General features: G+C 71.0%; 31 protein-coding genes. 14 read left to right on the top strand and 17 right to left on the bottom strand.

The window, feature by feature from the left end; translation table 11 throughout:
- From ETD85_RS39390 to ETD85_RS39410, 5 genes are all read right to left on the bottom strand, one after another.
- On the bottom strand, positions 1–439 hold a 439-nt coding region (locus tag ETD85_RS39390; RefSeq protein WP_138694924.1), incomplete at its 3' end, for a response regulator.
- A 49-nt stretch (positions 440–488) separates the two neighbouring features.
- Positions 489–1,769 carry a sensor histidine kinase gene (locus ETD85_RS39395; RefSeq protein ID WP_240779726.1) on the bottom strand — a complete coding sequence of 427 codons (1,281 nt, stop codon included), beginning with the start codon at positions 1,767–1,769 and terminating at the stop codon, positions 489–491.
- On the bottom strand, positions 1,769–2,257 hold the full coding sequence (locus ETD85_RS39400; RefSeq protein ID WP_138694926.1) for a hypothetical protein: 489 nt from the start codon (positions 2,255–2,257) through the stop codon (positions 1,769–1,771). Before ETD85_RS39400 ends, ETD85_RS39395 begins: the two co-directional genes overlap by 1 nt.
- A gap of 135 nt (positions 2,258–2,392) precedes the next feature.
- Entirely contained in the window at positions 2,393–3,640 is a 1,248-nt protein-coding gene (locus ETD85_RS39405; protein ID WP_138694927.1) for a glycoside hydrolase family 18 protein, read from the bottom strand.
- A gap of 64 nt (positions 3,641–3,704) precedes the next feature.
- Positions 3,705–4,910, bottom strand: coding sequence for a styrene monooxygenase/indole monooxygenase family protein (locus ETD85_RS39410; protein ID WP_170247092.1), 1,206 nt, complete (start codon positions 4,908–4,910; stop codon positions 3,705–3,707).
- A 91-nt stretch (positions 4,911–5,001) separates the two neighbouring features.
- Between ETD85_RS39410 and hemW the strand changes: the two genes are divergently transcribed.
- Positions 5,002–6,222: a radical SAM family heme chaperone HemW gene (gene hemW, locus ETD85_RS39415; protein ID WP_138694929.1), complete on the top strand. Its 1,221-nt coding sequence runs from the start codon at positions 5,002–5,004 to the stop codon at positions 6,220–6,222.
- Here hemW and ETD85_RS39420 read toward each other — a convergent pair.
- Genes ETD85_RS39420 through ETD85_RS39430 form a run of 3 tightly spaced genes read right to left on the bottom strand, consistent with a single transcriptional unit; the run spans position 6,219 to position 8,394 of the window.
- The gene (locus ETD85_RS39420) at positions 6,219–7,085 is read right to left on the bottom strand and encodes a DUF4870 domain-containing protein (RefSeq protein WP_138694930.1); all 867 of its coding nucleotides are present in this window, start codon (positions 7,083–7,085) and stop codon (positions 6,219–6,221) included. The two genes, hemW and ETD85_RS39420, sit on opposite strands and share 4 nt — an antisense overlap.
- Positions 7,082–7,888 (bottom strand): DUF3097 domain-containing protein, encoded by an 807-nt coding sequence (locus tag ETD85_RS39425; RefSeq protein WP_138694931.1) that lies wholly within the window; start codon positions 7,886–7,888, stop codon positions 7,082–7,084. The genes ETD85_RS39420 and ETD85_RS39425 overlap by 4 nt, the downstream gene beginning before the upstream one ends.
- Positions 7,889–7,905: 17 nt before the next feature.
- Positions 7,906–8,394 carry a hypothetical protein gene (locus ETD85_RS39430; RefSeq protein ID WP_240779725.1) on the bottom strand — a complete coding sequence of 163 codons (489 nt, stop codon included), beginning with the start codon at positions 8,392–8,394 and terminating at the stop codon, positions 7,906–7,908.
- A 519-nt stretch (positions 8,395–8,913) separates the two neighbouring features.
- Between ETD85_RS39430 and hrcA the strand changes: the two genes are divergently transcribed.
- From hrcA to ETD85_RS39450, 3 genes are read left to right on the top strand one after another with little or no spacing between them, the layout of a single operon-like run.
- Positions 8,914–9,927 carry a heat-inducible transcriptional repressor HrcA gene (gene hrcA, locus ETD85_RS39440; protein ID WP_138694932.1) on the top strand — a complete coding sequence of 338 codons (1,014 nt, stop codon included), beginning with the start codon at positions 8,914–8,916 and terminating at the stop codon, positions 9,925–9,927.
- 11 nt (positions 9,928–9,938) lie between these two features.
- Positions 9,939–11,078: a molecular chaperone DnaJ gene (dnaJ, locus tag ETD85_RS39445; RefSeq protein ID WP_138694933.1), complete on the top strand. Its 1,140-nt coding sequence runs from the start codon at positions 9,939–9,941 to the stop codon at positions 11,076–11,078.
- A gap of 1 nt (position 11,079) precedes the next feature.
- Positions 11,080–11,814 carry a 16S rRNA (uracil(1498)-N(3))-methyltransferase gene (locus ETD85_RS39450; protein ID WP_138694934.1) on the top strand — a complete coding sequence of 245 codons (735 nt, stop codon included), beginning with the start codon at positions 11,080–11,082 and terminating at the stop codon, positions 11,812–11,814.
- A 25-nt stretch (positions 11,815–11,839) separates the two neighbouring features.
- Here the strand turns inward: ETD85_RS39450 and ETD85_RS39455 are convergent, their stop codons facing one another.
- Both ETD85_RS39455 and ETD85_RS39460 read right to left on the bottom strand, forming a co-directional pair.
- Entirely contained in the window at positions 11,840–12,481 is a 642-nt protein-coding gene (locus ETD85_RS39455) for a hypothetical protein (protein ID WP_138694935.1), read from the bottom strand.
- The gene (locus tag ETD85_RS39460; protein ID WP_080047132.1) at positions 12,478–12,990 is read right to left on the bottom strand and encodes a SigE family RNA polymerase sigma factor; all 513 of its coding nucleotides are present in this window, start codon (positions 12,988–12,990) and stop codon (positions 12,478–12,480) included. Before ETD85_RS39460 ends, ETD85_RS39455 begins: the two co-directional genes overlap by 4 nt.
- Positions 12,991–13,243: 253 nt before the next feature.
- Here ETD85_RS39460 and ETD85_RS39465 point away from each other — a divergent pair, with 253 nt between their 5' ends.
- From ETD85_RS39465 to era, 8 genes are all read left to right on the top strand, one after another.
- Complete coding sequence (locus ETD85_RS39465) at positions 13,244–13,612, top strand: histidine triad nucleotide-binding protein (RefSeq protein ID WP_138694936.1); 369 nt, start codon at positions 13,244–13,246, stop codon at positions 13,610–13,612.
- A gap of 160 nt (positions 13,613–13,772) precedes the next feature.
- Entirely contained in the window at positions 13,773–14,819 is a 1,047-nt protein-coding gene (locus ETD85_RS39470) for a PhoH family protein (protein WP_138694937.1), read from the top strand.
- Positions 14,809–15,285, top strand: coding sequence for an rRNA maturation RNase YbeY (ybeY, locus tag ETD85_RS39475; RefSeq protein ID WP_138694938.1), 477 nt, complete (start codon positions 14,809–14,811; stop codon positions 15,283–15,285). Before ETD85_RS39470 ends, ybeY begins: the two co-directional genes overlap by 11 nt.
- Entirely contained in the window at positions 15,282–16,577 is a 1,296-nt protein-coding gene (locus ETD85_RS39480; protein ID WP_138694939.1) for a hemolysin family protein, read from the top strand. The genes ybeY and ETD85_RS39480 overlap by 4 nt, the downstream gene beginning before the upstream one ends.
- A 327-nt stretch (positions 16,578–16,904) precedes the next feature.
- The gene (locus ETD85_RS39485; RefSeq protein ID WP_138694940.1) at positions 16,905–17,543 is read left to right on the top strand and encodes a hypothetical protein; all 639 of its coding nucleotides are present in this window, start codon (positions 16,905–16,907) and stop codon (positions 17,541–17,543) included.
- 10 nt (positions 17,544–17,553) lie between these two features.
- The gene (locus ETD85_RS39490) at positions 17,554–17,871 is read left to right on the top strand and encodes a cytidine/deoxycytidylate deaminase family protein (RefSeq protein WP_138694941.1); all 318 of its coding nucleotides are present in this window, start codon (positions 17,554–17,556) and stop codon (positions 17,869–17,871) included.
- Position 17,872: 1 nt separating this feature from the next.
- Positions 17,873–18,349, top strand: coding sequence for an NUDIX domain-containing protein (locus ETD85_RS39495; RefSeq protein ID WP_138694942.1), 477 nt, complete (start codon positions 17,873–17,875; stop codon positions 18,347–18,349).
- Positions 18,350–18,367: 18 nt separating this feature from the next.
- The gene (gene era, locus ETD85_RS39500) at positions 18,368–19,276 is read left to right on the top strand and encodes a GTPase Era (RefSeq protein ID WP_379507148.1); all 909 of its coding nucleotides are present in this window, start codon (positions 18,368–18,370) and stop codon (positions 19,274–19,276) included.
- Between the two features lie 31 nt (positions 19,277–19,307).
- Here the strand turns inward: era and ETD85_RS39505 are convergent, their stop codons facing one another.
- Genes ETD85_RS39505 through ETD85_RS39535 form a run of 7 tightly spaced genes read right to left on the bottom strand, consistent with a single transcriptional unit; the run spans position 19,308 to position 24,271 of the window.
- Positions 19,308–19,778: a hypothetical protein gene (locus ETD85_RS39505; RefSeq protein ID WP_138694944.1), complete on the bottom strand. Its 471-nt coding sequence runs from the start codon at positions 19,776–19,778 to the stop codon at positions 19,308–19,310.
- A gap of 4 nt (positions 19,779–19,782) precedes the next feature.
- Positions 19,783–20,565, bottom strand: coding sequence for an urease accessory protein UreD (locus ETD85_RS39510; protein WP_170247094.1), 783 nt, complete (start codon positions 20,563–20,565; stop codon positions 19,783–19,785).
- On the bottom strand, positions 20,565–21,239 hold the full coding sequence (gene ureG / locus ETD85_RS39515) for an urease accessory protein UreG (RefSeq protein ID WP_138694945.1): 675 nt from the start codon (positions 21,237–21,239) through the stop codon (positions 20,565–20,567). Before ureG ends, ETD85_RS39510 begins: the two co-directional genes overlap by 1 nt.
- 15 nt (positions 21,240–21,254) lie before the next feature.
- A complete protein-coding gene (locus ETD85_RS39520) occupies positions 21,255–21,953 on the bottom strand; it encodes an urease accessory protein UreF (RefSeq protein ID WP_138694946.1) in 699 nt (232 codons plus the stop codon).
- Positions 21,953–23,668, bottom strand: coding sequence for an urease subunit alpha (locus ETD85_RS39525; protein ID WP_138694947.1), 1,716 nt, complete (start codon positions 23,666–23,668; stop codon positions 21,953–21,955). Before ETD85_RS39525 ends, ETD85_RS39520 begins: the two co-directional genes overlap by 1 nt.
- Positions 23,661–23,972: an urease subunit beta gene (locus ETD85_RS39530; RefSeq protein WP_138694948.1), complete on the bottom strand. Its 312-nt coding sequence runs from the start codon at positions 23,970–23,972 to the stop codon at positions 23,661–23,663. The genes ETD85_RS39525 and ETD85_RS39530 overlap by 8 nt, the downstream gene beginning before the upstream one ends.
- Entirely contained in the window at positions 23,969–24,271 is a 303-nt protein-coding gene (locus ETD85_RS39535; protein ID WP_138694949.1) for an urease subunit gamma, read from the bottom strand. The genes ETD85_RS39530 and ETD85_RS39535 overlap by 4 nt, the downstream gene beginning before the upstream one ends.
- A 199-nt stretch (positions 24,272–24,470) precedes the next feature.
- Between ETD85_RS39535 and urtA the strand changes: the two genes are divergently transcribed.
- Both urtA and urtB read left to right on the top strand, forming a co-directional pair.
- The gene (gene urtA, locus ETD85_RS39540; protein WP_138694950.1) at positions 24,471–25,679 is read left to right on the top strand and encodes an urea ABC transporter substrate-binding protein; all 1,209 of its coding nucleotides are present in this window, start codon (positions 24,471–24,473) and stop codon (positions 25,677–25,679) included.
- Positions 25,679–26,316: urea ABC transporter permease subunit UrtB (gene urtB, locus ETD85_RS39545; protein WP_138694951.1), on the top strand; the 638-nt coding region annotated here is incomplete at its 3' end. The genes urtA and urtB, both read left to right, overlap by 1 nt.

The following is a 26,316-nucleotide window of genomic DNA, read 5'->3' on the forward strand; positions in this document are numbered from 1 at the left end:
GAGGTGTATAAGAGACAGGAGGTGGGGACATGGTTTCGAGGAGGCGGCGTTGCACGGTCGGGTCGAGCTGGGCGTCGCCGCGCATCACCGTGGCGATGGCCTTGGCGAGGTCGTCGGCGTCGGCGTCCTTGGTGAGAAAGCCCCGCGCACCCGCTCTCAGTGCCGCGAAGACCGACTCGTCATCCGAATAGGTGGTGAGCACCACGACCTGGGTGCCCGGGTAGGCGGCGCGGATGCGGCCAGTGGCCTCCACCCCGTCCATCCGGGGCATGCGCAGATCCATGAGCACCACGTCCGGTCGCTCCTGAGCCACCACCCGCAGCGCCGCCTCGCCGTCTCCCGCAGAGCCGACCACGTCAATCCCCGGCAGCAGCCCGAGCAGCAGCACCAGGCCCTCGCGCACCACGGCCTGGTCATCGACCACGACCACCTTGGTCATGCGGACACCTTCTGGGCCTCGGCCTGGACGACATAGGGAGTGATCAACGTCATGCCGGTACCTTCAGGTGCACCAGGAAGCCGCCGTCGCGTTCGCCTGCTGACAGCGTGCCGCCCAGGAGTTCGGCCCGTTCGCGCATGCCCACGAGACCGTAGCCGCCTCCGGGCGTGCCCTGTTCGGGGGAGGCGGGGTTCGTGACGCGCAGGTCGCATCCGAACGGATCGATGGCGAGCTCGATCGCGGCCGGGCTGCCGGGCGCGTGGCGGCGCACGTTCGTGAGGGCTTCCTGGGCGGTTCGGAGCAGGGCGAGCTCTGTCTGCGGCGAGAGGCGGTGCGGGGAGCCGGAGACGCGCAGCGTGCAGGCTCGTTGCGTGGTGCTCTCGAACTCCTCCGCGAGCGTCCGAAGGGCGACAGGGAGCGAGGGCGGGTCCTCGCGCAGGGCCGACACCGCGCGCCTGGCCTCTTCGAGCCCTGATTTGGCCAGGTTCCTGGCGCGCGTGACCCGGTCGAGCGCCTCCTCCGTGCGTTCGGCACGGAGCAGCAGCTTGGCGCCCTCCAGGTGGACGAGCTGGGCGGAGAGGGAGTGGGCGAGGATGTCGTGGATCTCCCTGGCGATCCTGGCGCGCTCGGCCAGGACGGCTTCACGTGATTCGGCGGCCATCGTGGCCTTGCGCTGCTTGGCCGCGTAGGTGACCAGGAAGATCAGGCAGATGGCGAGGAAGAGGGTGAGATCGGGGACGGGCGTGCCGGCGATCGCCCCGGCGACGAGCAGGCCCGCGACGGCCAGCAGGCCGACGGGCAGGGACTGGCGCAACGGGAAGCGGGTCACCGTGAGGCTGAGGCAGATGAGCAGGGCCGCGATGGCCGGGCCGCTGTGGGTGACCGTGTGCAGGGCGATGGAGAGAAGGACCGCCAGGCCGAGGCTGACCAGGACGAGGGGTGACCGGTTGACGGGCCGGTTCTTGAGGGCGAGCCGGAGTCGGGATGCCTTCGACAGCCAGGATGATCGGCTCGGCTCCGAGTGATCGAAGCGACGCAGGAGGGCCGAATGACCCGGATGATCGGGGCGATGCGGGAGGTCCGGGTGGTGGTCCGGGGTCTGGGGGCTGGGTTGTGGTTCGGGAGGGTTCTGGCGCTGGGCGGAGGTGGTCCGTGGGGGTGGGAACAGGGCGAGGAGCAGGGTGATCGCCAGGGACGCCAGGAGCAGGGTGACGGCCAGGCCCGTGCCGGTCAGCCCTGGCGCGGGCGTCGCGGTGGCCTGGCCCGCGACCAGCAGCGCGATCGCCCCCAGCCGCACCGCGGCGGGGACGATCCTGGACGGTGGGGGCATCACCTCAAAAAGCTATCCGCTCGCTGCTCCGTGCCGGTAAGCGCCCGCCCCCGCCGGGCGATCAGGTACGCCTGCGCCCCCAGCGTGAGGCCCACGTACACGAGGACGCCACCGGTGGACAGCGACAGCCCCAGCGACTGCCCGGCGGCGTACAGCCCGATGCGGACCGCCACCGAGGCCAGCCACACCAGCAGGGTCCAGAGCGTGGCCTTCGAGAGGGCGACGCCCGAGGAGTCCACCCAGACGCGTACCGTGCTCGCGCGCCACATGCCGAGCCCCACCGCCGCCACGGCTTCGGCGAGGAGCAGGGCGGCGCTGAGCGCGAGATGCCGGGTGTCGATGAGCCCGCCGGCGACGACGCCGCCGACGATCATGGCGGCGGAGGTGTAGAGGACGCCCGATCCGGCCGTCGGGCGGGTCTGCAGCTGGCGGTAGATCACGACGGCTAGGGCGACGACGGCGAGTGCTGCGATTTGTATGGGTTCCACGCGTTCGAAGGTAGGGACGCGGGATTCGTAGCGGATCGGCCTGTGGGTTGAGAGCCCGGGATCTCCACCCTGGGGTGGAGACGCGGGCGGGAGTGGCCGGGCGGGCGGGTAGGAGTCGCGCGCCCGGCCACGGCTTCAGCGCAGCACGGAGTACAGCGCCGTCGTGAGGGAGGCCCGCGAGTCGTCCTGGTCGATCGACCACATCATCGACCCGCCGAGCCCCTTGAGCCGGATGTACGCCGCCTTCTGCACCAGCGACGCCGGGTCGTCGTACGACCAGAACTCGTTCCCGTCGTAGAGCCACATGGCCCCGGACCGCAGGTCGCGGTAGCGCTTGCCGGGCTTGGCGACGAGGTCCTTGTAGTCCTCGGTGCCCGGGCCCCACTTGCCGGGAGCCGGGCCCGTGGCGGGCTTGTAGAGCCCGTCCCCGCCACCCGTCACGCCGGTCCAGCCCTGGCCGTAGGCGGGCACGCCCACAACGAGCTTGCGGCCGGGCGCTCCGCGCGAGAGGTAGTCGCGCACGGTCTGGTCGACGCTGTACTTCACCGGGTTCGGATCCCGCCGGTCGGTGAACAGGTTGCCGTTGTGCCCGGTCTGCGGCTCCCAGGTGCCGTGCAGGTCGTAGCCCTGGACGGTGGCGAAGTCGAGGTGCCTGAAGACCTTGCGCACCTCGAAACCGGCGTCGATCTTGGCCGCCGCGGCCGGCAGGAAGGCCGTGAGCTGCGCCTGCCCGGAGTAGGCCGTGAGCTGCGCGCGCAGCTCCGCCACGAAGAGCGTGAAGTTGCGCTTGTCCTCCGGCCGGATGACGTTCCCCTCGGCGCCCGAGGAGCCGGGCCACTCCCAGTCGAGGTCGATCCCGTCGAACACGCCGGCTCCCGCGCCCGCGTCGAGGCCCGGCAGGTTGCCGCGCAGCCACAGGTCGATGCACGAGCGGGCGAGCGTGGCGCGGGACTCGGGGGTGAGCACGGCGTCGGAGAAGTATTTGGAGCCGGTCCAGCCGCCCAGCGAGATCAGCACCTTGAGCCCCGGGTGCTTGGCCTTGAGCTTGCGCAGCTGGTTGAGGTTGCCGTTCAGGGCCTGGCCCGGTGCGTCGGCGACCCCGTCCACGCTCTGCTCCGCCGGCACCGGCCGCTGCCAGTCCGCCCAGGGGTCGGCCGAGTAGCAGCCGCCTTCGGCGTTGACGAACCCGAACGCGTAGTTCAGGTGCGTGAGCTTGGCCGCGGCGCCGCTGACGTCCACGTCCTTGACGTGATAGTTGCGCCCGTAGACGCCCCATTGGATGAAGTACGCGACCCGGTTGAAGCCGGTGTGGGCCTCGGCGGGCACGGACACCGCCGAGAAGCCGAGTAAGAGCGAGAGCGCGACGAGGATCTTCTTCTTCACGGGCCACTCCGGGGGGCGTATTTATAGGAAACTTTCCTATAAGTTTTACGCGATCGTAGAGCGGCTACCCCTTGTCGTCAACGATCCTGGCCACCTCGTCGGGGCTCGACACGACCGCCCACCCGTAGGCGGGATCCGAGAACAGCGACAGCACCAGATCCGCCACGTCCTGCCTGCCCGCGGCGACTCCCAGCAGGGTCATGACGTGTTCGGCCGGTGGCCGGAGAAAGGCGTTCGTCCAGTCGGTGACCGGCGCCGCCGCCTCCCACATCCGCGCGGCCGCGGCCCGCCCGAAGGCGGCGTCGTACGGGCCGCCCGCCGCGATGGCGTCGGCCGCGATCCAGGCGCAGGCCGAGCCGAGGTTCGCGCCCTGGCCGGTGAGCGGGTCGTTGGTGACCCAGGCGTCCCCGACCGCCAGCGCGATCCGCCCGCTCGGCAGCTCCGCCACCGGCTCGCGTACGACCGGCGTGACCGCCCCCTGCAGCAGGTCCTCCGGCCCCAGCAGCCCGAACTCCGCCGCGTCCATCCGCTCGGCCAGCCGCGGCGCGTGCTCGGCGAGCAGCCCGGCCAGCACGTCACCGACCTCCGCCGCGGGCGCCCGCGAGATCGGCTCCAGCGGGCCGCCGGGAATCGCCTCCACCAGCACGCTGGAGACCACGCCGTGCCGGCTCATCATCGGCATCCGGAAGATCTCCCCGCAGCCGGGCGAGATGTTGTAGCTGAACAGCGGGCCCATCTCCAGGCCGTGGTACAGCCCGGCGGTCAGCACGCGCTGCGGCCGGTCGTACGGGGAACGGGCGGCGTCGCGCGGGAACAGCTCGGCCACCGAGCGCCGCCCGGCCGCCACCACCATCAGCTCGTGCCCGCGTGACCAGCGATCCACCTGCGCCGCGTCCGGTGACTCGGCGCCGACGACGACCTTGCCGCCCCGCCCGGCGAAGTCGTCCAGGTACGCCGGCAGCAGCAGCCGGAAGTCCACCGCGTGGAACGGCTCGGTGACCCTGCCGGTGAACTCCAGCGGCGGATCCCCCTTGATCGAGAGCTTGGCGGCGGCCATGAGGCAGCCGGGATCCCGGTAGTGCACGCTGCCCAGCTCGCGTTCCCTGGCCTGGGTGTGGCCCATCCTGGCGACCGTGTTCGGCAGCCGCCCGGAGCGCATGGAGCCGGCGTCCTTCTCGCTGTAGAGCGTGACGTCCACGCCGAGCTGCTGCAGGCGCAGGGCCAGGGTTAAGCCCGAGATCCCCGCCCCCACGATGCCGATACCTGACATGAGAATCCCCTTCGCCGGAAGGATCCCATTGGACACCCAAGGGTTTGCAGACGGATAGGAGCACCCTTGTGAGGCGGGCAGACTGGTAGATGTGCCATCCATCCTGCCTGACGGCGATCCCGCGCCCGCCTCCGGAGAGCTTCCGGAGAGCGCGCTGACGGGCCTCGGCGAGCGCCCGTTCGGCTTCTACGTCCACGTGCCGTTCTGCGTGACCCGCTGCGGCTACTGCGACTTCAACACCTACACCGCCGCCGAGCTGGGCCCCGGTGCCTCGCACCGGGACTACGCGGACACGGTCGTCGAGGAGGTGCGCCTCGCGCGGCGCGTGCTGGGCGAGGCCGAGCTGCCGGTGGAGACGGTGTTCTTCGGCGGTGGCACGCCGACCCTGCTGCCCCCGGAAGACCTGGCCAGGATCCTCGGCGCGATCGACTCCGAGTTCGGGCTGCGACCGGGGGCCGAGGTGACCACCGAGGCCAACCCCGAGTCGGTGAACCCCTCCTACCTGGACAAGCTCCGCCACGGCGGCTTCAACCGGATCAGCTTCGGCATGCAGAGCGCCCGCGAGCACGTGCTCCAGATCCTCGACCGCACGCACACCCCCGGCCGCGCGGCGGCGGCCGTGCGGGAGGCGCGGGCGGCCGGGTTCGACCACGTCAACCTGGACCTGATCTACAGCACGCCCGGAGAGTCCGACGACGACTGGCGGGCCTCGCTGGCCGCGGCGATCGAGGCCGGGCCCGACCACGTGTCGGCCTACTCCCTGATCGTCGAGGAGGGCACCAGGCTGGCCGCCCGGATCAGGCGGGGCGAGCTGCCGATGCCCGACGACGACGTGGCCGCCGATCGCTACCTGATCGCCGACCGGATGCTGTCCGAGGCCGGATTCCGCTGGTACGAGGTGTCCAACTGGGCCGTCTCCGACGACGCGCGCTGCCGGCACAACCTGCTCTACTGGACCGGCGGCGACTGGTGGGCGGCCGGGCCCGGCGCGCACAGCCACGTCGGCGGCACCCGCTGGTGGAACGTCAAGCATCCGGCCGCCTACGCCCAGCGGCTGGCCGGGGGCGCTTCGCCCGCCCACGCCCGCGAGGTGCTCGGCGAGGACGACCGCGCGGCCGAGCGGCTGATGCTGGAGCTGCGGCTGGTGTCCGGCTACCCGCTCGCCGAGGTGGCCCATGCCGCGCGTACGTCCGTGGCGAGCGCTCTGGCCCGCGGCCTGCTGGAGCCGGAGGCGTTCAGGGCCGGGCTGATGGTGCTCACGCTCGAAGGGCGCCTGCTGGCCGACGCCCTCATCCGCGATCTGCTGATCTAGGTGATCAGGCGGATGGCGAACGGGTAGCGGTAGTTCTCGCCGCGGTTGGTGGCGATGGCGGCCTGGAGGTGGAAGATCAGGGACAGGATCCACACGACGGGCAGCAGGAGCACGCCGATGAAGACGATCACCAGGATGCCCGAGACGACGTAGCCGATGAACATCGTGATCTGGAAGTTGAGCGCCTCCGCGGCCTGGTCCCGGACATAAGGGGACTCGTCCTTCTTCATGAGGTAGATGATCAGCGGGCCCAGCCAGGAGACCAGCAGGCCCAGCAGGTGGGAGAGCATGGCGAGCGTGGTGTCGTCGGTGCCGGGGCGGGGGCCGTACCTGCCGGGCACGTACGGCTCGCCGGGGCCCGCGGCGTAGCCGTAGCCGCCGGGCTGCGGGGGCCGGCCGTAACCGGGCGGGGGCGCCTGACCGTAACCGCCGGACTGCGGCTGGCCGTAGGAGGGCGGTTGCTGCCCATATCCGGGCTGACCGTAGCCGGGCTGCCCATATCCAGGCTGTCCGTGGCCGGGCTGTCCGTAGCCAGGTTGTCCGTGGCCGGGCTGTCCGTAGCCAGGTTGACCGTGGCCGGGCTGTCCGTAAGCGGGCTGGGATCCGGGCTGCTGCCCATATCCGGGTTGCTGGCCGTAGCCGGGTTGGGATCCGGGTTGCTGGCCGTACCCAGGTTGGGATCCGGGCTGCTGGCCGTAGCCGGGCTGAGATCCCGGTTGCTGGCCGTAGCCGGGCTGGGAGCCAGGCTGCGGGCCGTAGTCCGGTGGCTGAGGGCCGGAGCCGGCGCTCGGCGGGATGTCCGAAGGGGACACGCGGCGGGTGTAGTCGTCGTCGGGCGGCGGCTGGGGCGGGTCCTGGCTCATGGTGCCTCCGTTACGAAGTCGATCAGTTCCTCGACCCGGCCGAGCAGCTCCGGCTCCAGGTCGGCAAAGGTGGAGACGGCGCCGAGGATCCGCCGCCACGCCTCCGGGGGCTCCATGCGCCAGCCCAGGGCGGCGATCACGCCCTCCTTCCACGGCACCCCGCGCGGCACGTCGGGCCAGCCGGGGATGCGCAGCACGGAAGGCTTGACCGCCTGCCAGATGTCGATGAACGGATGCCCCACGACGAGCACGTCGGGCGAGGTGATCTGGGCGGCGATCCGGCTCTCCTTGGAGCCGGGCACGAGGTGGTCGACCAGCACCCCCAGCCGCCGCCCCGGCTCGGGGGCGAACTCCGCCACGATGGCGGGCAGATCGTCCACGCCTTCGAGGTATTCGACCACGACCCCCTCGACCCGCAGGTCATGGCCCCAGATCTTCTCCACCAGGGCGGCGTCGTGCACGCCCTCCACGTAGATCCGGCTCTGCCTGGCCACCCTCGCCCGCAGGCCCTCCACGGCGATCGAGCCCGAGGCGCTGAGCGGCGGCCCGGCGGGCGCCGCCACCGGGCGTACGAGGGTCACGGGCCGGCCCTCCAGCAGGAACGCGGCAGGGGCGAGCGGGAACAGGCGGCGCTTGCCGTGCCTGTCCTCCAGGGTGACGGCCTCCTTGTCACACGCCACCACCGCGCCGCAGAAGCCGCTGTCGGCGTCCTCCACGACCAGGTCCGGCTCGGCGGGCACCTTCGGGATCTTGCCCTTGCCCGGCCGCCGCCAATTCCCCGCCAGCACATCGCCCTCGTACACACGGGGACCGTAGCAAATCACCCGCCGACCGCAAGGCGCTTGCGCGAGCCGCTCCTGCGGACGAGGACGACGACGGTGCCGACGATCCCGACGAGCAGCCCCGCGCCGGGGATCAGGAACAGCGCGGCCACGCCGCCGGCGATCCCGCTCGCGGCGGTGGACAGCTGGCGGCCGACGCCGTAGGAGACGCTGGCCTCCTCCTGGTTGGCGCAGGTGAGCTGGTAGTCGCCCTTGGCCGGTGCGTTGATCACGAGGATCTGCTCCCAGACGGTGCTGCCATTCGTGACCGTCTCCGAGCCGGTGGTCTTGATGAGCTTCGCCTGGCCGGGGCCGCCCGAGATCTGGCACTGGTAGTTGATGGCCGTGTCGCTGGCGACGTAGACGGCGGGCTTCTCCGCCGGGTCGATCGGCACCGTCACGGTTTCCCCCGACGCGAACGTCTTGGTCGGGGCCAGGTCGGAGACGCTGCTCACGATGCCGCCGGCGAACACGAGCACGCCGGCCACCCCGCACACCACGGCGATCCCCCAGGCGAGCGCGATCCACCACAGGCTGGGCTTTATCGCTTTTGATGAAATTTGCGGGGGGAACTGGGGTTGTTGGCCGTATTGTCCGTACTGAGATGGTTGTCCGAACTGTGGTTGCTGGCCGTACTGCGGGGGTTGTCCATATGGCGGTTGCTGGCCGTACTGGGGCGGCTGCCCGTACTGCGGTGGCGGCCCGTACCCGGGCTGAGAGCCTGGTTGCGGGCCGTATCCGGGCTGCGAGCCCGGCTGGGGGCCGTACTGGGGAGGCTGTGGCTGACCGTGGTACGGGCCCTGCCCTGGCGGCGGGCCGTACGACGGGGGCTGGGATTCGTCGGTCATGTGGGCAAGTGTGAGGCCTGTCGCTTGTAAGTCGCTAGCAACAGGATGAGGACTCGGTGTTATCGCACCTTGTGGGCGAGAGCCGTACACTTGGCACTCGGGAACACAGAGTGCTAGACGTTGCGTTCCTGGTAAAAGGCAGAGGCAGGAGGTGGGCACGTGCTCGACGAACGTAAGCTGGCGGTGCTCCGCGCCATTGTCGAGGACTATGTGTCCACTAACGAGCCGGTAGGTTCCAAGGCGCTCGCGGAGCGTCACAACCTGAAGGTCTCCCCCGCCACGGTCAGGAATGACATGGCCGCGTTGGAGGAGGAGGGCTACATCACGCAGCCGCACACGAGCGCGGGCCGCGTGCCGACCGACAAGGGCTACCGGCTCTTCGTCGACCGGCTCTCGCAGGTCAAGCCGCTGTCGGCGGCTGAGCGCAGGGCGATCGAGACGTTCCTGGCCGGCGCGGTCGATCTCGACGACGTGGTGACCCGCACGGTGCGGCTGCTCGCGCAGCTCACCAGGCAGGTGGCAGTCGTGCAATACCCGACGCTGACGCGCTCGACGGTCAGGCACGTCGAGCTGGTGCCGCTGAGCGACCGGCGGGTCATGCTCGTCCTGATCACCAACACCGGCCGCGTCGAGCAGCGCGTGATCGAGCTGCCCGAGGTCGTCGAGGACACCCGCATCGCACACCTGCGCGCGGTGCTCAACGCCTGCCTCGACGGGTGCGGCCTGAGCAACGTGCCCGAGCTGGTCGCCGACCTGCCGGAACGGCTGCCCGTCGAAGACCGGCCCGTCGTGGCCACGATCCTGTCGGTGCTGCTCGAAACGCTGGTGGAGCGGCACGACGAGAAGATCGTGTTCGCGGGCGCGGCCAACCTCGCGGGCGCCGGTTTCTCGACGGGCCTGCGCGACGTGCTCGAGGCGCTGGAGGAGCAGGTCGTGCTCATGCGGCTGCTAGGCGAGACTTCCACAGACACCCCGTCCGCGCTCACCGTGCGCATCGGCTCGGAAAACCCCTACCTGCGGGGCACATCCATCGTCGCAACCGGATACGGTTCTGGCGACAACCAACTGGCCCGGCTCGGCGTGCTGGGTCCCACGAGGATGGACTACCCCGTGACAATGGGCGCCGTGCGCGCGGTGGCACGCTACGTCAGCCAGATCCTGGCTGCATCATAAGAGGTCGATAAGTGGCAAACAGTGACTACTACGCCACCCTCGGGGTGCGCCGTGACGCCAGTCAGGACGAGATCAAGAAGGCATACCGCCGACTCGCCCGCGAGCTGCATCCCGATGTGAACCCCGACCCTGAGACGCAGGAGCGGTTCAAGGAGATCACGCAGGCCTACGAGGTGCTGTCGGATCCCAGCAAGCGCCAGATGTACGACATGGGCGGCGATCCCTTCGGCGGCGCGGGAGCGGCCGCCGGCGCCGCCGGGTTCGGCGCGGGCTTCCCGTTCAGCGACATCATGGACGCCTTCTTCGGCACCGCCGGCGGCGCCAGGGGCCCGCGCTCGCGTGCCCGCAGGGGTCGCAACGCCACCATCCGGGTCGAGCTCGACCTGCGCGAGACCGCGTTCGGCACCACCCGCGAGCTGGTCGTCGACACGGCCGTGCTGTGCGAGGTGTGCCACGGGGCCGGCGCCGCGCCGGGCACCCATCCCGACACCTGTGACATGTGCAGCGGGCGCGGCGAGATCTCCCAGGTCACCCGCTCGTTCCTGGGCCAGGTCATGACCTCGCGGCCGTGCCCGCAGTGCGGCGGGTTCGGCACGATCATCCGCCATCCCTGCCAGGAGTGCTCGGGCGACGGCCGGGTGCGCACCCGCCGTACGATCAAGGTCCGCATTCCCGCGGGCGTCGAGGACGGCACCCACATCCAGCTCGCCGGAGAAGGCGAGGTCGGACCGGGCGGCGGCCCACCGGGAGACCTGTTCCTGGAGATCGTCGAGCGGCCCCACGAGATCTTCGAACGGCGCGGTGACGACCTCCACTGCACCGTGCAGATCCCGATGACGGCCGCCGCGCTCGGCACCATCCTCGCGGTCGAGACCCTCGACGGCTCCGAAGAGGTGGACGTCCGCCCCGGCACGCAGTCGGGCCAGGTCATCACCATGTTCGGCCGGGGCGTCCAGCGGCTCAACGAATCCGGCAGGGGCGACCTGCTCATCCACGTGAACGTGGAGACCCCCACCCGGCTCGATGCGGCGCAGGAGGAGCTGCTGCGCGAACTTTCGAAGCAGCGGGGTGAGGAGCGCCCGCCCGGTAAGTTCGCACCGGGGCAGCAGGGTTTTTTCTCCCGCCTGCGTGACGCCTTCAACGGAAGGTGACGTGAGCGTTCCCGTCTTCCTGGCTTCCAGGAAGCACGAGCTGGACGGTCCCGAGCTGACGCTCGACGGCCCCGAGGGGCGGCACGCGGCCGCCGTGCGGCGGCTGCGGGCCGGCGAACGGGTCGACCTGACCGACGGCGCGGGCGCGGTCGCCGAGTGCGTCGTGCGCGAGGCGCTGAAGGACTCGCTCAGGCTGGACGTGCTGCGCCGCTACGAGGTCCCGGCGCCCAGCCCGCGGCTGATCGTCGTCCAGGGCCTGCCCAAGGGCGACAGGGGCGAGCTGGCCGTCGAGATGATGACCGAGGCCGGGGTCGACGTGATCGTGCCCTGGGCGGCTTCGCGCAGCATCACGCAGTGGAAGGGCGACAAGGTCGCCAAGGCGCTCGCACGGTGGCGGGCCACGGCCCGCGAGGCCGGCAAGCAGGCTCGCCGGTTCCACCTGGCCGAGGTGGCGGAGCTCGCCTCCACGGCCCGGGTGGAGGAGCTGCTGGCGGGCGCGGCGCTGGGGCTGGTGCTGCACGAGGAGGCCGCCGAGCCGCTGTCCGGGGTGGCATTGCCGCCGGGCGGCGACATCGTGGTGGTCGTGGGGCCCGAAGGGGGCGTCTCCGAGGAGGAGCTCGCCAGGTTCCGCGCGGCCAAGGCCGTGCCCGTGCTCCTGGGGCCGACGGTGCTGCGTACGTCCACGGCGGGCGTGGCGGCCGCTTCCGTGCTGCTCACCCGTACCGGGCGCTGGTGAGCTCTTAGAACGGCGCTGAGGGCCGTCAGGGCGTGGTCTGGGAGGCGTCCACCAGCGGGCTGGCCTCGGTGGTGGGCGCGTCGGTCACGTCGTCGGGCGGGCACTCCTCAGGGGGGCATGCCGACGGCTGCGCGGTCGACTCCAGGTCGGTGGGCGTGGGGGTGGGCGACACCGTCGGGCACTCCTCGGGCGGCTGCTCCTGCTCGGCCGCCGGCGTGGGGCACTCGGTGGTGGCCCTGGGGCTGGGGGACTGCGACGGCCTGCTGGTCGATTCGGCCTTCTTCGTGGGCCGCGGCGACGGGGTCCTGGACACGTCGGGGATGACGACGGGCGGCGGCTCGGCGCTGGGCTGCTTGGGCGGAGGCTGCTGCGAGCGGGTGGTGGAGGAGTTGGACGGGACTTCGCTGGTCTCGTCGTTGACCTGGTAGGCGGGCTCGTTGGTGATCTGCGAGCGCAGCTGGGGCACGGCCATCACGATCGTCCCCGCCACGAGGATGGCGCTGGCGGCGGCCGCGCCCGCGCGCCACCAGAACAGGTTGCGGACGCCGCGCCGGTCGATGCGGGCGCGGATGATCTCCAGTCCTTCCGGCGAGGGCACGACCGCGTCCGCCTCCGCGCGGAGCGCACGGCGCAGGAGGTCGCCGTACTCGTCGGGGGGCTGGGTCATGACATCTTCTCCAGAACGGATCGCAGAGCGGCCATGCCACGCGCCGTGTGACTCTTGACCGCGCCCTTGCTGATGCCCATGGCGTGGGCTATCTCAGCTTCGGACAGATCACCGTAGTAACGCAGAACCAGTGCTTCTCTCTGTCGGGTGGGCAGGGCACGTAACGCCTCGATGACGGCGGAGCGTTCCAGCTCGCCGATCGCGCCGTTCTCGGCGCTCGGGGCGTCCGGCAGGCCCTTGGGGGCGTACTTCTCGACGACCGCGCGGTGACGCAGCACGGAACGAGACCGGTTGACGACAGATTGACGCAGGTAGGCGAGTGCTTTGTCGGGGTCACGCAGCCTACGCCAGGCGCCATGGATGGCGACGAACGCATCCTGCACGACTTCCTCTGCGGTTGCTATGTCGCGCACGAGCAACACAGCGAGACGCACCAATGACCGGAAGTGCGCGCTGTAAAGCGCGGTAACGGCCATGTCGGCATCCCACCCGACCGGCACCGCCCCCATTGACCTGTCGGCCAGAAGGGTTTCGGTGGTCACATCAGTGGGACGCGCGGCCTTCCCAGAGGGTTTACGCTCTTCCGGTTCTTGAGGTTTCCCCGGTTCCTTAGGGTGCATTACCCAGTCGTGTCCTCGCCAGGTGGCGCTCGCCCGACCCTGAATCGTCTTTTTTGCTGAAGTGTCGCACACCAACCCTAACCGCGTGGATCTTCCTGCGCACGACACAGCGGATTACCGATTCGCAACGGACTCCCGAACGATGACTCTCGGTAGGGTGGGCCAGGTGAGCGATTGCCTCTTCTGCAAAATCGTCGCCAAGGAGATTCCCGCCGAGATCGTTTACGAAACCGGCAGGACCCTGGCGTTCCGTGACATCAACCCGCAGGCGCCCACCCACGCGCTGGTCATCCCCAAGGAGCACCACGCCGACGCCGCGGCGCTGGCCGCGGCCGACGACGGGCTCGCCGACGAGGTGCTCAAGACCGCCCACGCCGTGGCGGTGCAGGAAGGCGTCGCCGACGGCGGCTACCGGGTGGTGTTCAACACCGGGGCCGGCGCCGGTCAGACCGTCTTCCACGTGCACGCCCACATCCTGGGCGGGCGCGCGCTGACCTGGCCGCCCGGATAGCGGCCCTCGCCGGTGACGCTCATCGCCGCAGGTCAGGGGCAGGGCGGGGCCGAGGGCCGGACGCGGTGATATTGACGCGAGCAATCCGCCTGGTCCCGGCTACGATGGGCGGAGAAGAACACCGAAAGAGACCGGGAGGCATCAGGCCGCTGGCCTGCCCATGTCCGAACTACACGAATCCCGACGTACGGCACCTCCCTCGCGCACACAAGCCAAGGTGCTGATTCCGGACGAATACCCGATGGTCAGCCTCCTGGGCTCTCGCGACGAGCTGTTGCGCGTCATCGAGGGCGCCTTCAGGGCCGACATCCACGTGCGGGGCAACGAGATCACCGTCACCGGCTCCCCCGACGAGAGCGGCACGGTGGTGCGGCTCTTCGAGGAGCTGGTCGAGGTCCTGCGCAGCGGCGGCGAGCTCACCCCCGACGCGGTCGAGCGCAGCATCGCCATGCTCCGCATGACCTCCGACCGCCCCGCCGAGGTGCTCTCGCTGGACATCCTGTCCTCGCGCGGGCGCACGATCAGGCCGAAGACGGTCAACCAGAAGCGTTATGTCGACGCGATCGACCAGCACACGGTCGTGTTCGGCATCGGCCCGGCCGGCACCGGCAAGACCTACCTCGCGATGGCCAAGGCCGTGCGTGCGCTGCAGGAGAAGCGGGTCAACCGCATCATCCTGACCCGCCCGGCGGTCGAGGCCGGAGAGCGGCTGGGCTTCCTGCCCGGCACCCTCTACGAGAAGATCGACCCCTACCTGCGGCCGCTCTACGACGCGCTGCACGACATGGTCGACCCCGACTCCATCCCCAAGCTGATGGCCGCGGGCACGATCGAGGTCGCGCCCCTGGCCTACATGCGGGGCCGCACCCTGAACGACGCGTTCATCATCCTCGACGAGGCGCAAAACTCCTCGGCCGAGCAGATGAAGATGTTCCTCACGAGGCTCGGCTTCAACTCCAAGATCGTGGTGACCGGTGACGTGACGCAGGTCGACCTGCCCTCGGGCACGGTCAGCGGGCTGCGGGTGGTCCAGGAGATCCTCGACGGCATCCCCGACATCCACTTCGCGCGCCTGTCCAGCGCCGACGTGGTCCGTCACAAGCTGGTGAGCGACATCGTCGACGCCTACGGGCGCTACGACGCGCTGCAGGAGCCCAAGCGGATCCAGCAGCGGGGAAAGCGGCGGGTGAGCGAACGTGAGCATTGAGCTCAACAACGAGTCGGGCGTCGGGGTGAACGAGGAGGACCTCACCGCCCTGGCCGCCTACGTGCTCGGCGAGATGGGCATCAACCCGCTCGCCGAGCTGTCCATCGTGGTGGTGGACGAGGACGCGATGGCGGAGCTGCACGAGAAGTGGATGGGCGAGCCGGGTCCGACCGACGTGCTGTCGTTCCCGATGGACGAGCTGCGTCCCGGCGGCGGCGCGCGGGGCGACTCCGACAGCCCCACGGATCCCGCGCTGCTGGGTGACGTGGTGCTCTGCCCGCAGGTGGCCGCCAGGCAGGCGGAGGAGGCGGGGCACTCCGCCGCCGACGAGCTGGAGCTGCTGTGCACCCACGGCATCCTCCACCTGCTCGGTTACGACCATGCGGAGCCGGAGGAGCACAAGGAGATGTTCGGCCTGCAGGCCCGGCTCCTCGAGTCGTGGCAGGAGGTGCGCAACCCGCGGTGAACGCCTGGTTGCTGTCGGCCATCGCCCTCGTGATCATCGGTGGCCTGATCGCCAGTGCGGAGACGGCACTGACGCGCATCTCCAGGGTGCGCGCGGAGGAGTACGTTCGCGAGGGCCGACGCGGCGCCGTCCGGCTGCAGGCCATCGTGACCGACCCGCCGCGCTACCTCAATCTGCTCCTGCTGCTCAGGCTGAGCTGTGAGCTGATCGCCACGGTCATCGCGACGCTGTTGTTCATCGACCTCATGCACGACCAGGGGTGGGCCTATTTCTGGGCCGCCCTGGTGATGATCCTGATCAGCTACGTCGTGGTCGGCGTCATGCCCCGGACGCTGGGCCGCCAGCACGCCGAGCCGGTCGCGCTGGCCAGCGCCCCCATCGTGTACGGCCTGACCCGCATCTTCGGCCCCCTGCCCAAGCTGCTCATCCTCCTGGGCAACGCCCTGACCCCCGGCAAGGGGTTCCGCGACGGCCCGTTCACCTCCGAGGCCGAGCTGCGCGACCTGGTCGACCTGGCCGAGGAGCGCAGGGTGATCGAGCCCGACGAGCGCGAGATGATCCACTCGGTCTTCGAGCTGGGTGACACGCTGGTGCGGGAGGTCATGGTGCCGCGCACGGACATGGTCTACATCGAGCGCGGCAAGACGATCAGCCAGGCGCTGTCGCTCGCGCTGCGCAGCGGCTTCTCCCGGATCCCGGTCGTGGGCGAGAACGAGGACGACGTCATCGGCATCGCCTACCTCAAGGACATCGCCCGCAAGATCCACGAGTCGGGCGAGGGCGGCGGCAAGGAGTCGGTCGAGACGATCATGCGCCCGGCCGCGTACGTGCCGGAGAGCAAGCCCATCGACCAGCTCATGCGGGAGATGCAGGCCAGGCAGATCCACATCGCCATCGTCATCGACGAATACGGCGGCACGGCCGGTCTGGTCACGATCGAGGACGTCCTGGAGGAGATCGTCGGCGAGATCACCGACGAATACGACCAGGAGGCTCCGCGCGTCGAGTCCACCTCCGACGGCGGGCTGCGGGTGACCGCCCGCATGCCGGTGGACGAGCTGGCCGAGCTGTTCGACACCGAGATCGAGGTGGACGACGTCGAGACCGTGGGCGGGCTGCTCGCCCACGCGCTGGGCCGGGTGCCGATCGCCGGCTCGCAGGCGGAGGTGGCCGGGCTGGCGCTCACCGCCGAGAGCCTGGCGGGCCGCCGCAACCGCATCAGCACGGTGGTCGTGCGCCGGGTCACGCCTCCCGCGGGGGAGAGCGTACCGGCGGCCGCGGAGCGGGACTGACCCGTCTGCCTGCAGGGACATATGCGGCTGAACGCCGCAAGTGTTCTACAAGTCTTCTGCAAGCCGGGTGCGGCAATCTCTAATCACGACATCCAGTGCGGTGGGTGTCACAAGGAAGCGTCTGACCGCCGGGTGGGGTTCGCGGCGGGAGGATGCTCCTGGGGGGAACGACGGCGTCCCGGTCGGCTCGGCCGACTGGGCGCTGGTCGGCGTAAAGGGTGTTCTCGTCCGGATAACCGGGTGGGGGCACCCTTTTTGCGTATTGGTGGACACTCTGGTGGATTGCCGCATTCGTCGCCCGGGGAGGCTGCGATCCAAGGGGGGATCATGAGACGAAAACCGGGCACGGCTGTGCTGGCCGGTGGACTGCTGGTCGCGGCCCTGGCGGGCTGCGGGGGCGAGGTGACGGAGAGCCGGCTCGACCCGCAGGCCGCGGCGCGGTTGCGCGAGCTGCTCAGCAAGGAGCCACCGCTGCCGGACGGCTTCACGGTCAGGCCGGAGCAGGCGTGGCGGGTGCCGTTCGGGCAGGGCGACCGGAACTGCCGGGCGATGCTGGAGCCCGCGGGCGGCCTGGCCCCGGGAGCGGCGCTGACCGCCCAGGCGGCCGTCAGCTACCGCGGCGACGGGCTCGGCGAGCAGGCCGGCGTGGGGCTCGCGAGATACGCGGGCGAGGAGGCGGAGGCGCGTCTGGACGACCTGGCCGACGCCCTCGAATCGTGCCGGGAGGTACGCGTCTCCGGCGGCACCGACCTGCGGCTGGAGGAGTTCCCGGTCGAGGACACGGGGGACGAGGCCGTCGGTGCGCGGCTGCACGGGCGGCTGAACGGCTACCCGTACGCGCTGGACGTCGTGCTGTCGCGGGTGGGCGACACGCTGGTCTCCGTCGTGCACACGGGCATGGACGAGGTGGACGCCGGCCGCACCCGCAAGGTGGTCGACGCGGTCATCTCCATGACCAGCGCCTAACCTAGTGCCCGTGACTCTCGATCCTGAAGACAGCAAGATCATCACGTTGGCTCGGGCGGCCAGGGCGCGCAACGGCTCCGCCGAGGGCGCCGCCGTACGCGACGAGACCGGCCGTACCTACTCGGCGACGAACGTGGCGCTGCAGGCGCTGGCGCTGTCGGCGGTGCAGGTGGCGGTGGGCATGGCGATCTCCAGCGGCGCGCAGACCCTGGAGGCCGTCGCGCTGGTGAGCGAGGGCGAGCCGAGCGCGGCCGACGCGGCCGTGGCCGCGGAGCTGGGCGTCAAGTCGCTGCTCGTGGCCGGGCCCGACGGCACGCTGAGGAGCTGACATGCCGATGTCGCCGTTCCTGGCCCGGGTGCGGGAGAAGGTCGGCTCGGATCTGCTCGTGCTGCCGTCGGCGGCCTGCTTCGTGTTCGACGACGACGGCCGGCTGCTGATGGCCAGGCACGGCGACGTTGGCAAGTGGGCCGCGCCCGGCGGCGGCATCGATCCCGACGAGCGGCCGGAGGACGCCGCGGTCCGGGAGCTGCGCGAGGAGCTCGGCGTCGAGGTCCGGGTGCGGGGCCTGATCGGCGTCTACGGCGGCCCGGAGTTCCGCGTCCTCTACCCCAACGGCCACCAGGTCTCCTACGTCATCGCGGTCTACGGCTGCGCGCTCGTCTCCGGCGTGCCCGAGCCCGACGGCGAGGAGATCAACGACTTCCGCTGGGTGACCGAGCAGGAGCTGACCGGACTGAACACGACGGCCTGGACCCCGCTCGTCGCGCCCCGGGCGTTCGCGTGGTGGCGTGAACAGGCCGGTTGATGGGACAGAATGCAGTATGTGACTTCGCCAGACAACCATCGCGCCGGATTCGCCTGCTTCGTGGGGAGGCCGAACGTCGGCAAGTCCACGCTGATGAACGCCCTGGTCGGCGCGAAAGTGGCGATCACCTCGTCCAAGCCGCAGACCACCCGGCGCGTCATCAGGGGCATCGTGCACCGCCCCGACGCCCAGCTCATCATCGTCGACACCCCGGGGCTGCACCGCCCGCGCACGCTGCTCGGTGAGCGGCTCGACAGCCTGGTGCTGTCCACGCTGACGGAGGTCGACGCGATCGGCTTCTGCGTCCCGGCCAACGAGCCGATCGGCAAGGGCGACCGGTTCATCGCCGACAAGCTCGCGGCGGTCAAGAAGACGCCCGTCATCGCGGTGGTCACCAAGTGCGACCTGGCGAGCAGGGAGCAGATCGCCGAGCAGCTGCTGGCGGTGTCGCAGGTGGGGGAGTTCGCCGCGATCGTGCCGGTGTCGGCGCAGTCGGGCGAGCAGCTCGACGTGGTGGCCGACGTGCTGATCGAGCACCTGCCCGAGTCGCCGCCACTCTACGAGGACGGCCGGCTCACCGACGAGCCGGAGCAGGTGTTGGTCGGCGAGCTGATCAGGGAGGCGGCGCTGGAAGGCGTCCGCGACGAGCTGCCGCACTCGATCGCCGTGGTGGTGGACGAGATGCTGCCGCGCGAGGGGCGCGACGACCTGCTGGACATCTACGCCCACCTGTTCGTGGAGCGGCCCTCGCAGAAGGCGATCATCATCGGGCACAAGGGCGAGCGGCTGCGCGAGGTGGGCACCAAGGCCCGCAAGCAGATCGAGGCGCTGCTGGGCACCCGGGTCTATCTGGATCTGCGCATCAGCGTGGCCAAGGACTGGCAGCGCGACCCCAAGCAGCTGCGCCGGCTGGGCTTCTTCGACTGACGGTGCCGCCGCGCGGCCTGGGGCAAGGGCCTCAGGCCCGCCGGACGAGCGCCAGCACGGACAGGACGACGACGGCCACCGCGCTGGCCAGCGCGGCGAACCAGCCGAACCTGATCACCGGCTCGACCGACAGCAGGTCGCCGAGGTCGATGCTGAAGCGGTCCTTGATGCCGCTCCCCTCGATGACGAACAGCACCACCACCAGCACGGCGGCGGCCCCCGGCACGACCGCCAGGGCGGCCAGCCGCGGATGGGCGAGCGCGCCGGCCAGCCCGCAGGCCAGCGCCGCCAGCCCGGCGATCAGCGTGTAGACGCCGAAGGAGTCGTCGACGCCGCGCACGCTGCCGGCTATCGCGCCGCCGAGCAGCGAGCTCCTGGCCTCCAGCGCGGCCCACGGCAGGATCGCGCAGACGGTCAGCAGGGCGCCTGCGGCGCCGACGGCGATCGCGTAGCCCCGGCGGGCCCGCGATCGTGCGGGCGCGGGCTGGAGGTAATCGGCCACACGATCACTGTAAGCCGGGCACGCGCCCGTCACCACCGTACGCAACGGAGTCGTCACCATCGACGGCCGTCCGCTCACCCCATTCGAGGCGGGCGCGCAGCTCGACGGCGTCGGCGGCCAGGGCCGACACCAGGGTGCCGCCGTCGGCCAGGGGCAGGACGGCCACGCCCGCGGCCACGGCGGGCCCCTTGGCGAGGGCGGTGAGGAACGTGTTGCCGACGCAGCGGGCCGCCCCGTAGACGGCGGGAGAGGAGTCGAGCGCCGGGTCGCCGACGGTGAACTCCTGCCTGAGCAGCGGGTGGCCGGCGCGGGTGGCGTCGAAGCGGGCATGGCAGCGGCCGGGCTCCTCGCCGTACCGGCCGAAGACGATCTCCTCGCGCCAGAAGACGGAGGCGTCCGCCTCCAGGTCGAGGCGCACCAGGAGGCGGTGGCGGCAGCCGGTGGCGAGGACCGTCGGCTCCGGGCTGAAGCGCAGGGTGGCGCCCGCGCCCACCCTGGCGGTGACCAGCATCTCGGACTCGCCGTCGCCGGGCAGGACCAGCGTGCTCGCCACCGAGCCCAGCTCCAGCGTGGTGCGGGGCGCGAGGTCCAGCTCCAGCGCCAGCCGGTCGCCGCCGAGCGGGCCCGCCGCGGTGGAGACGAGGTGGACGGTGCACGGGCCGGTCTGGCGCAGCGTCAGCGGGGGAGCGGAGGCCAGGCGGCGGACGACGGTCCGGCCGTCCGCCGCCAGGGCGGTCGCCACGGCGGCGCGGGCGCTCATCGCCCGGCGGGCGGCCTCTGCGGGCATCAGGAGACGGGGGCGGCGTGGGCGTGGGCCCAGGCGGACACCTGCTCGGACACCCAGGCGGCGACGGTGCCCGCGGCCGGCTCCTGCCGGATCGAGGTGAACTGGACGGGCCTCTCGCCGCGGACGGCCGCCGCGTCCCTGGCCATCACGCCCAGGTCGGCGCCCACCATCGGGGCCAGATCCGTCTTGTTGATCACCAGCAGGTCGGCTGTGGTGACGCCGGGGCCGCCCTTGCGCGGCACCTTGTCGCCGCCCGACACGTCCAGCACGAAGATCTGCCGGTCGGCCAGGCCCCTGCTGAACGTGGCCGTCAGGTTGTCGCCGCCGCTCTCCACGATCACCAGGTCCAGCGGGCCGAAGCGGTGTTCGAGGGTCTCGACGGCGTCGAGGTTCGCGGCGATGTCGTCGCGGATGGCGGTGTGGGGGCAGCAGCCGGTCTCGACGGCGAGGATGCGCTCCTCGTCGAGCACGCCCGCCCGGCGCAGGAAGTCGGCGTCCTCGGTGGTGTAGATGTCGTTCGTCACCACGCCGAGCGACAGCGTCGGGCCCAGCGTCCTGCACAGCGCGGCCACCAGGGCCGTCTTGCCGCTGCCCACGGGGCCGCCCACCCCGAGCCGCAGCGCCCGGCCGCGGCCGTCCGGGGCGTGGTGGTGGTCGTCGTGGTTGGCGCCCATGAAGGAGGTCCTTTCCTAGGAGACGAAGAGCCTGACCTCGGCACGCGCGTGCCGCTGGGCCAGGAGGTCGAGTGCGGGGGCCGAGTACGCGGGCAGCGCCGCCCACGCGTCCGGGAGTCCGGGGTCCGGCAGGCAGTTCGCCGCGGCGCGGCCGGCCTCCGCGGCCACCGCCGTGAGCTCGGGGGTCAGCCTGGCCAGCAGCGCGTGCACGGCGACCGGGTCCAGCCCGAGCAGCCGGACCACGGCCGTGGCCGGGCCGCTGACCGCCTGGTAGGCCGCCGCCATGGCGGCCTCCTCGGGCGTCGCGCCCGCCGCGTGCGCCGCCGCCCCGAGCGCGATCGGGTGATGCGGGTCGGGCACGGTCCGCGCGAGCTCGCCCAGCACCGCCGACGGCCAGATCCGGCAGGCGACCCGGACCAGCAGCCTGCCCTGCGTCCTGGAGGCGGTCCGCTGGGCGGGTGCGGCGGTCCTGGCGTCGACCTCGGCGTCGAGCGGCCCCCATGCCACGCCGGGCCGGGCGGACGCCGCGCAGGCGGCGGCGGTCAGCGCGGCGGTGACCGCGCCCGCGGTGCGCAGGCGCCCGTGCAGGAAGCCGGCGAGCGAGGGCACGTCGTGCACCGCCCCCGACGCGACGGCCTGTTCCGCGCCGCCCGAGTGGGCGTGGCCGCCGGCCGGGAGCCGGGAGTCGCTGAGGAGGAGCAGGGCGGCGTTCATCAGAACAGGAAGTAACGCTGGGCCATGGGCAGGGTGGTCGCGGGGGCGGGCTCGATGAGGTCGCCGTCCACGCGGACCTCGAACGTGTCGGGCGCCACCTCGATCCTGGGCAGGGCGTCGTTGAGCGGCATCGAGGACTTCCCCCGCCGCCGTACGTCCGCCACCCCGGCCAGGCGCCGGCGCACGGCCAGCCGGTCGGCCAGCCCCGACTCCAGGGCGAGGGGCGAGACGAAGTGCAGCGAGGTGGCCGCGGCGGTGACCGGCGAGGCGCCGAACATCGGGCGGGGCAGCACCGGCTGCGGCGTCGGGATGGAGGCGTTGGCGTCGCCCATCTGGGCCCAGGCCACCACGCCGCCCTTGAGCACCAGGTCCGGCTTGACGCCGAAGAAGGCCGGGTCCCAGAGGACGAGGTCGGCGAGCTTGCCGCGTTCGACGGAGCCGACCTCGGAGTCCAGCCCGTGGGCGATGGCCGGGCAGATCGTATATTTCGCGATATAGCGGCGGGCGCGCAGGTTGTCGGCGGGCCCGCCCAGCGAGCCCCGCCGGCCCTTCATCACGTGCGCCGTCTGCCACGTCCGGATGATCGTCTCGCCGATCCGTCCCATGGCCTGCGAGTCCGAGCCGATCATCGAGATCGCCCCGAGATCGTGCAGCACGTCCTCGGCCGCCATCGTCGACGGCCTGATGCGCGACTCGGCGAAGGCCAGGTCCTCGGGGATCGACGGGTTGAGATGGTGGCAGACCATCAGCATGTCGAGGTGCTCGTCGAGCGTGTTGACGGTGTGGGGCCTGGTCGGGTTGGTGGAGGAGGGCAGCACGTTGGGGTAGCCGGCGACGCGGATGATGTCGGGCGCGTGCCCGCCGCCCGCGCCCTCGGTGTGGTACGCGTGGATCATGCGGTCGCCGATGGCCTTGAGCGTCGACTCCACGAACCCGGCCTCGTTGAGCGTGTCGGTGTGGATCGTCACCTGCACGCCGGAGGCGTCGGCCACGCGCAGGCAGGCGTCGATGGCGGCGGGCGTCGTGCCCCAGTCCTCGTGCAGCTTGAAGCCGGAGGCCCCGGCCCTGAGCTGTTCGAGCAGGCCCTCGGTGCTGACCGTGTTGCCCTTGCCGAGCAGCGCGAAGTTCAGCGGGTAGGCGTCCAGCGACTCCAGCATCCTGCCGAGGTACCAGGTCCCGGTGACGGTCGTGGCCTTGGTGCCCTCGACGGGCCCGGTGCCGCCCCCGACGATCGTGGTGACACCGGACCCGATGGCCTCGTCCAGCAGTTGCGGGCAGATCAGGTGGACGTGCGAGTCCACGGCCCCGGCGGTGAGGATCTTGCCGTTGCCCGCGAGGATCTCCGTGGACGGCCCGATGACCAGGTCCACGCCGTCCATCGTGTCGGGGTTGCCGGCCTTGCCGATGGCGTAGATGCGGCCGTCGCGGACGCCCACGTCGGCCTTGACGACGCCCCAGTGGTCGAGGATCACCGCGCCGGTGATGACCAGGTCGGCCGCGCCCTCGGCGCGGGTGGTCCGCGCCTGGCCCATGGACTCGCGGATCACCTTGCCGCCGCCGAACACGGACTCGTCGCCGGGCCCGGACGGGCCCATCGACAGGTCCTCGGTGACCTCGACGAACAGGTCGGTGTCGGCCAGCCTGATCCGGTCGCCGGTGGTGGGTCCGTAGAGCGCCGCGTAGCGGGCGCGTGAGATGCGGGCTCCGTCAGCCATCGAGCGGCCCCGCCCACTCCGGGCGCAGGCCCGGCACCACCCGGGCGCCCGCGATCGGGACCAGCGTCACGTCGCGTTCCACGCCGGGCTCGAACCTGATCGCGGTCCCGGCCGGCACGTCGAGCCGCATCCCCCAGGCGGCCTTCCGGTCGAACTCCAGGCCGGGGTTGGCGGCCGCGAAGTGGTAGTGGGAGCCCACCTGCACGGGCCGGTCGGCCGTGTTGACCACCCGCAAGCTCACCCGTTCGCGCCCGGGGTTGAGCGACAGGAAGCCCTCGGGGTGGATGTACTCGCCCGGGATCACGGGATCGGCCTGTGCACGGTGACCAGCTTCGTGCCGTCGGGGAACGTGGCCTCGATCTGCACGCTCTCCAGCATCTCCGGCACGCCCTCCATGACGTCGGTCCGGCCGAGCACCGCTCGTCCCGCCTCCATCAGGTCGGCCACGGTGCGACCGTCCCTGGCGCCCTCCATGAGGAACGACGCGATGATGGCGGTAGCCTCGGGGTGGTTGAGCCGCAGTCCGCGGGCCTGCCGCTCGCGCGCCACCCCGGCGGCGACGTGGATGAGCAGCCGCTCCTGCTCGTGTGAGGTAAGCCGCATGGGCCGGACCCTAGAAACCGGCCGTTTCCAGGCTGTTGCCAGGGGATGTCGTATCGGTTTCGCGCTGCGATGAACCGCCGTATGTCGGGTTAAGTGCAATTGTGAACGTTTGGCAATCGTGTCTTAACATCCGGGATCTTCCTAGGAAATCGCGCGGAGTCACCTTTCTCGCAGTACCGGTCGGCAGGAAGGAACCGCCGTGCGCATCTCCCGTCCGATTGTCTCCGCACTGCTTCTGTTAGGGCTTGCGGCCTGCGGATCAGACGCCGGCCCCGCCGCCCAGTCGAACGAGATCAAGGTCGGGCTCCTCCACTCGCTCAGCGGCACGATGGCGATCAGCGAGGTCACCGTACGCGACGCCGAGCTGCTCGCGATCGAGGAGATCAACAAGGCCGGCGGCGTGCTGGGCAAGAAGCTCGTCCCCGTGGTGGAGGACGGCGCATCCGACTGGCCCACGTTCGCCGAGAAGGCCACCAAGCTGATCAGGCAGGACAAGGTCGCCACCGTCTTCGGCGGCTGGACGTCGGCCAGCAGGAAGGCGATGCTGCCCGTCTTCGAGCGCTACAAGGCGCTGCTTTGGTATCCGGTGCAGTACGAAGGGCTGGAGAGCTCGCCGTACATCTTCTACACCGGCGCCACCACCAACCAGCAGATCATCCCCGGGCTCGACTACCTGAAGGAGCAGGGCAAGAAGAAGCTGTTCCTGGTCGGCAGCGACTACGTCTTCCCGCGCACCGCGAACAAGATCATCAAGGCGTACGCGGCGGCGAACGGGATGGAGGTGCTCGGCGAGGAGTACACCCCGCTGGGCCACACCGAATACTCCACCCTGGTCAACAAGGTCGTGCAGGCCAAGCCGGACGCGGTGTTCAACACCCTCAACGGCGACAGCAACGTCGCCTTCTTCAAGCAGCTCAAGAGCGCGGGAGTCGGCGCGGACAGCATGCCGGTGCTGTCGGTGAGCGTCGCCGAGGAGGAGGTCACCGGCATCGGCGTGGACAACATCGCCGGCCAGCCGGTCGCCTGGAACTACTACCAGACCACCGAGACGCCGGCCAACGACGCCTTCGTCAAGGCGTACAAGGCCAAGTACGGGCAGAACAAGGTCACCAGCGACCCCATGGAGGCCGGTTACAACGCCGTCTACCTGTGGGCCGAGGCGGTCAAGAAGGCGAACTCGACCGAGGTGGAAGCGGTCAAGAAGGCCGCGCCGGGCATCGCGCTCGAACGGCCTGAAGGGCTCGTCACCATCGACGGCGAGAACCAGCACATGTACAAGACCGCCCGCATCGGCATCATCCAGCCGGACGGCCTGATCAAGCAGGTGTGGGACTCCGGAAAGCCGATCAAGCCCGACCCGTTCCTCAAGGGCTACCCGTGGGCGGCCGGCCTGGCTGCGGGCCAGTGATGTCGGCCTTCGTCAACCAGCTTCCCATCGGGCTCTCCATCGGCGCGGTGCTGCTGCTGATCGCGCTCGGGCTGACGTTCACGTTCGGCCAGATGGGCGTGATCAACATGGCGCACGGCGAGTTCATCATGGCGGGGGCGTACACCGCGTTCCTGCTGCAGGACCTGGTGCTGGCGCTGCCGGTGGCGTTCCTGGTCGCCGGGGTCATGGGGCTGATCCTGGAGCGGGCCGCCATCCGGCACTTCTACGGCAGGCCGCTGGACACGCTGCTGCTCACCTGGGGCGTCAGCCTGGTGCTGCAGCAGCTCGCCCGCGACCTGTTCGGGGCGCCCAACGTGCAGGTGCCCGCGCCCTCCTGGCTGTCGGGGGCGGTGGGGATCCTGCCGTACAACCGGCTGTTCATCATGGGGCTCGCGGTCGCCGGCGTGGTCGCGGTGTGGCTCTACCTGACCAGGACCTGGCTGGGCCGGCGGACCCAGGCCGTGGTGCAGAACCGGCAGCTCGCCGCGACCAGCGGCATCGACACCGGCCGGGTGGACATGCTGACGTTCTTCATCGGCTCGGGGCTGGCGGGGGTGGCCGGGGTGGCGCTGACGCTCATCGGGCCCGTCGGGCCGGCGCTCGGCACGTACTACAT

Source organism: Nonomuraea zeae (assembly GCF_005889725.1).
Lineage (GTDB): Bacteria > Actinomycetota > Actinomycetes > Streptosporangiales > Streptosporangiaceae > Nonomuraea > Nonomuraea zeae.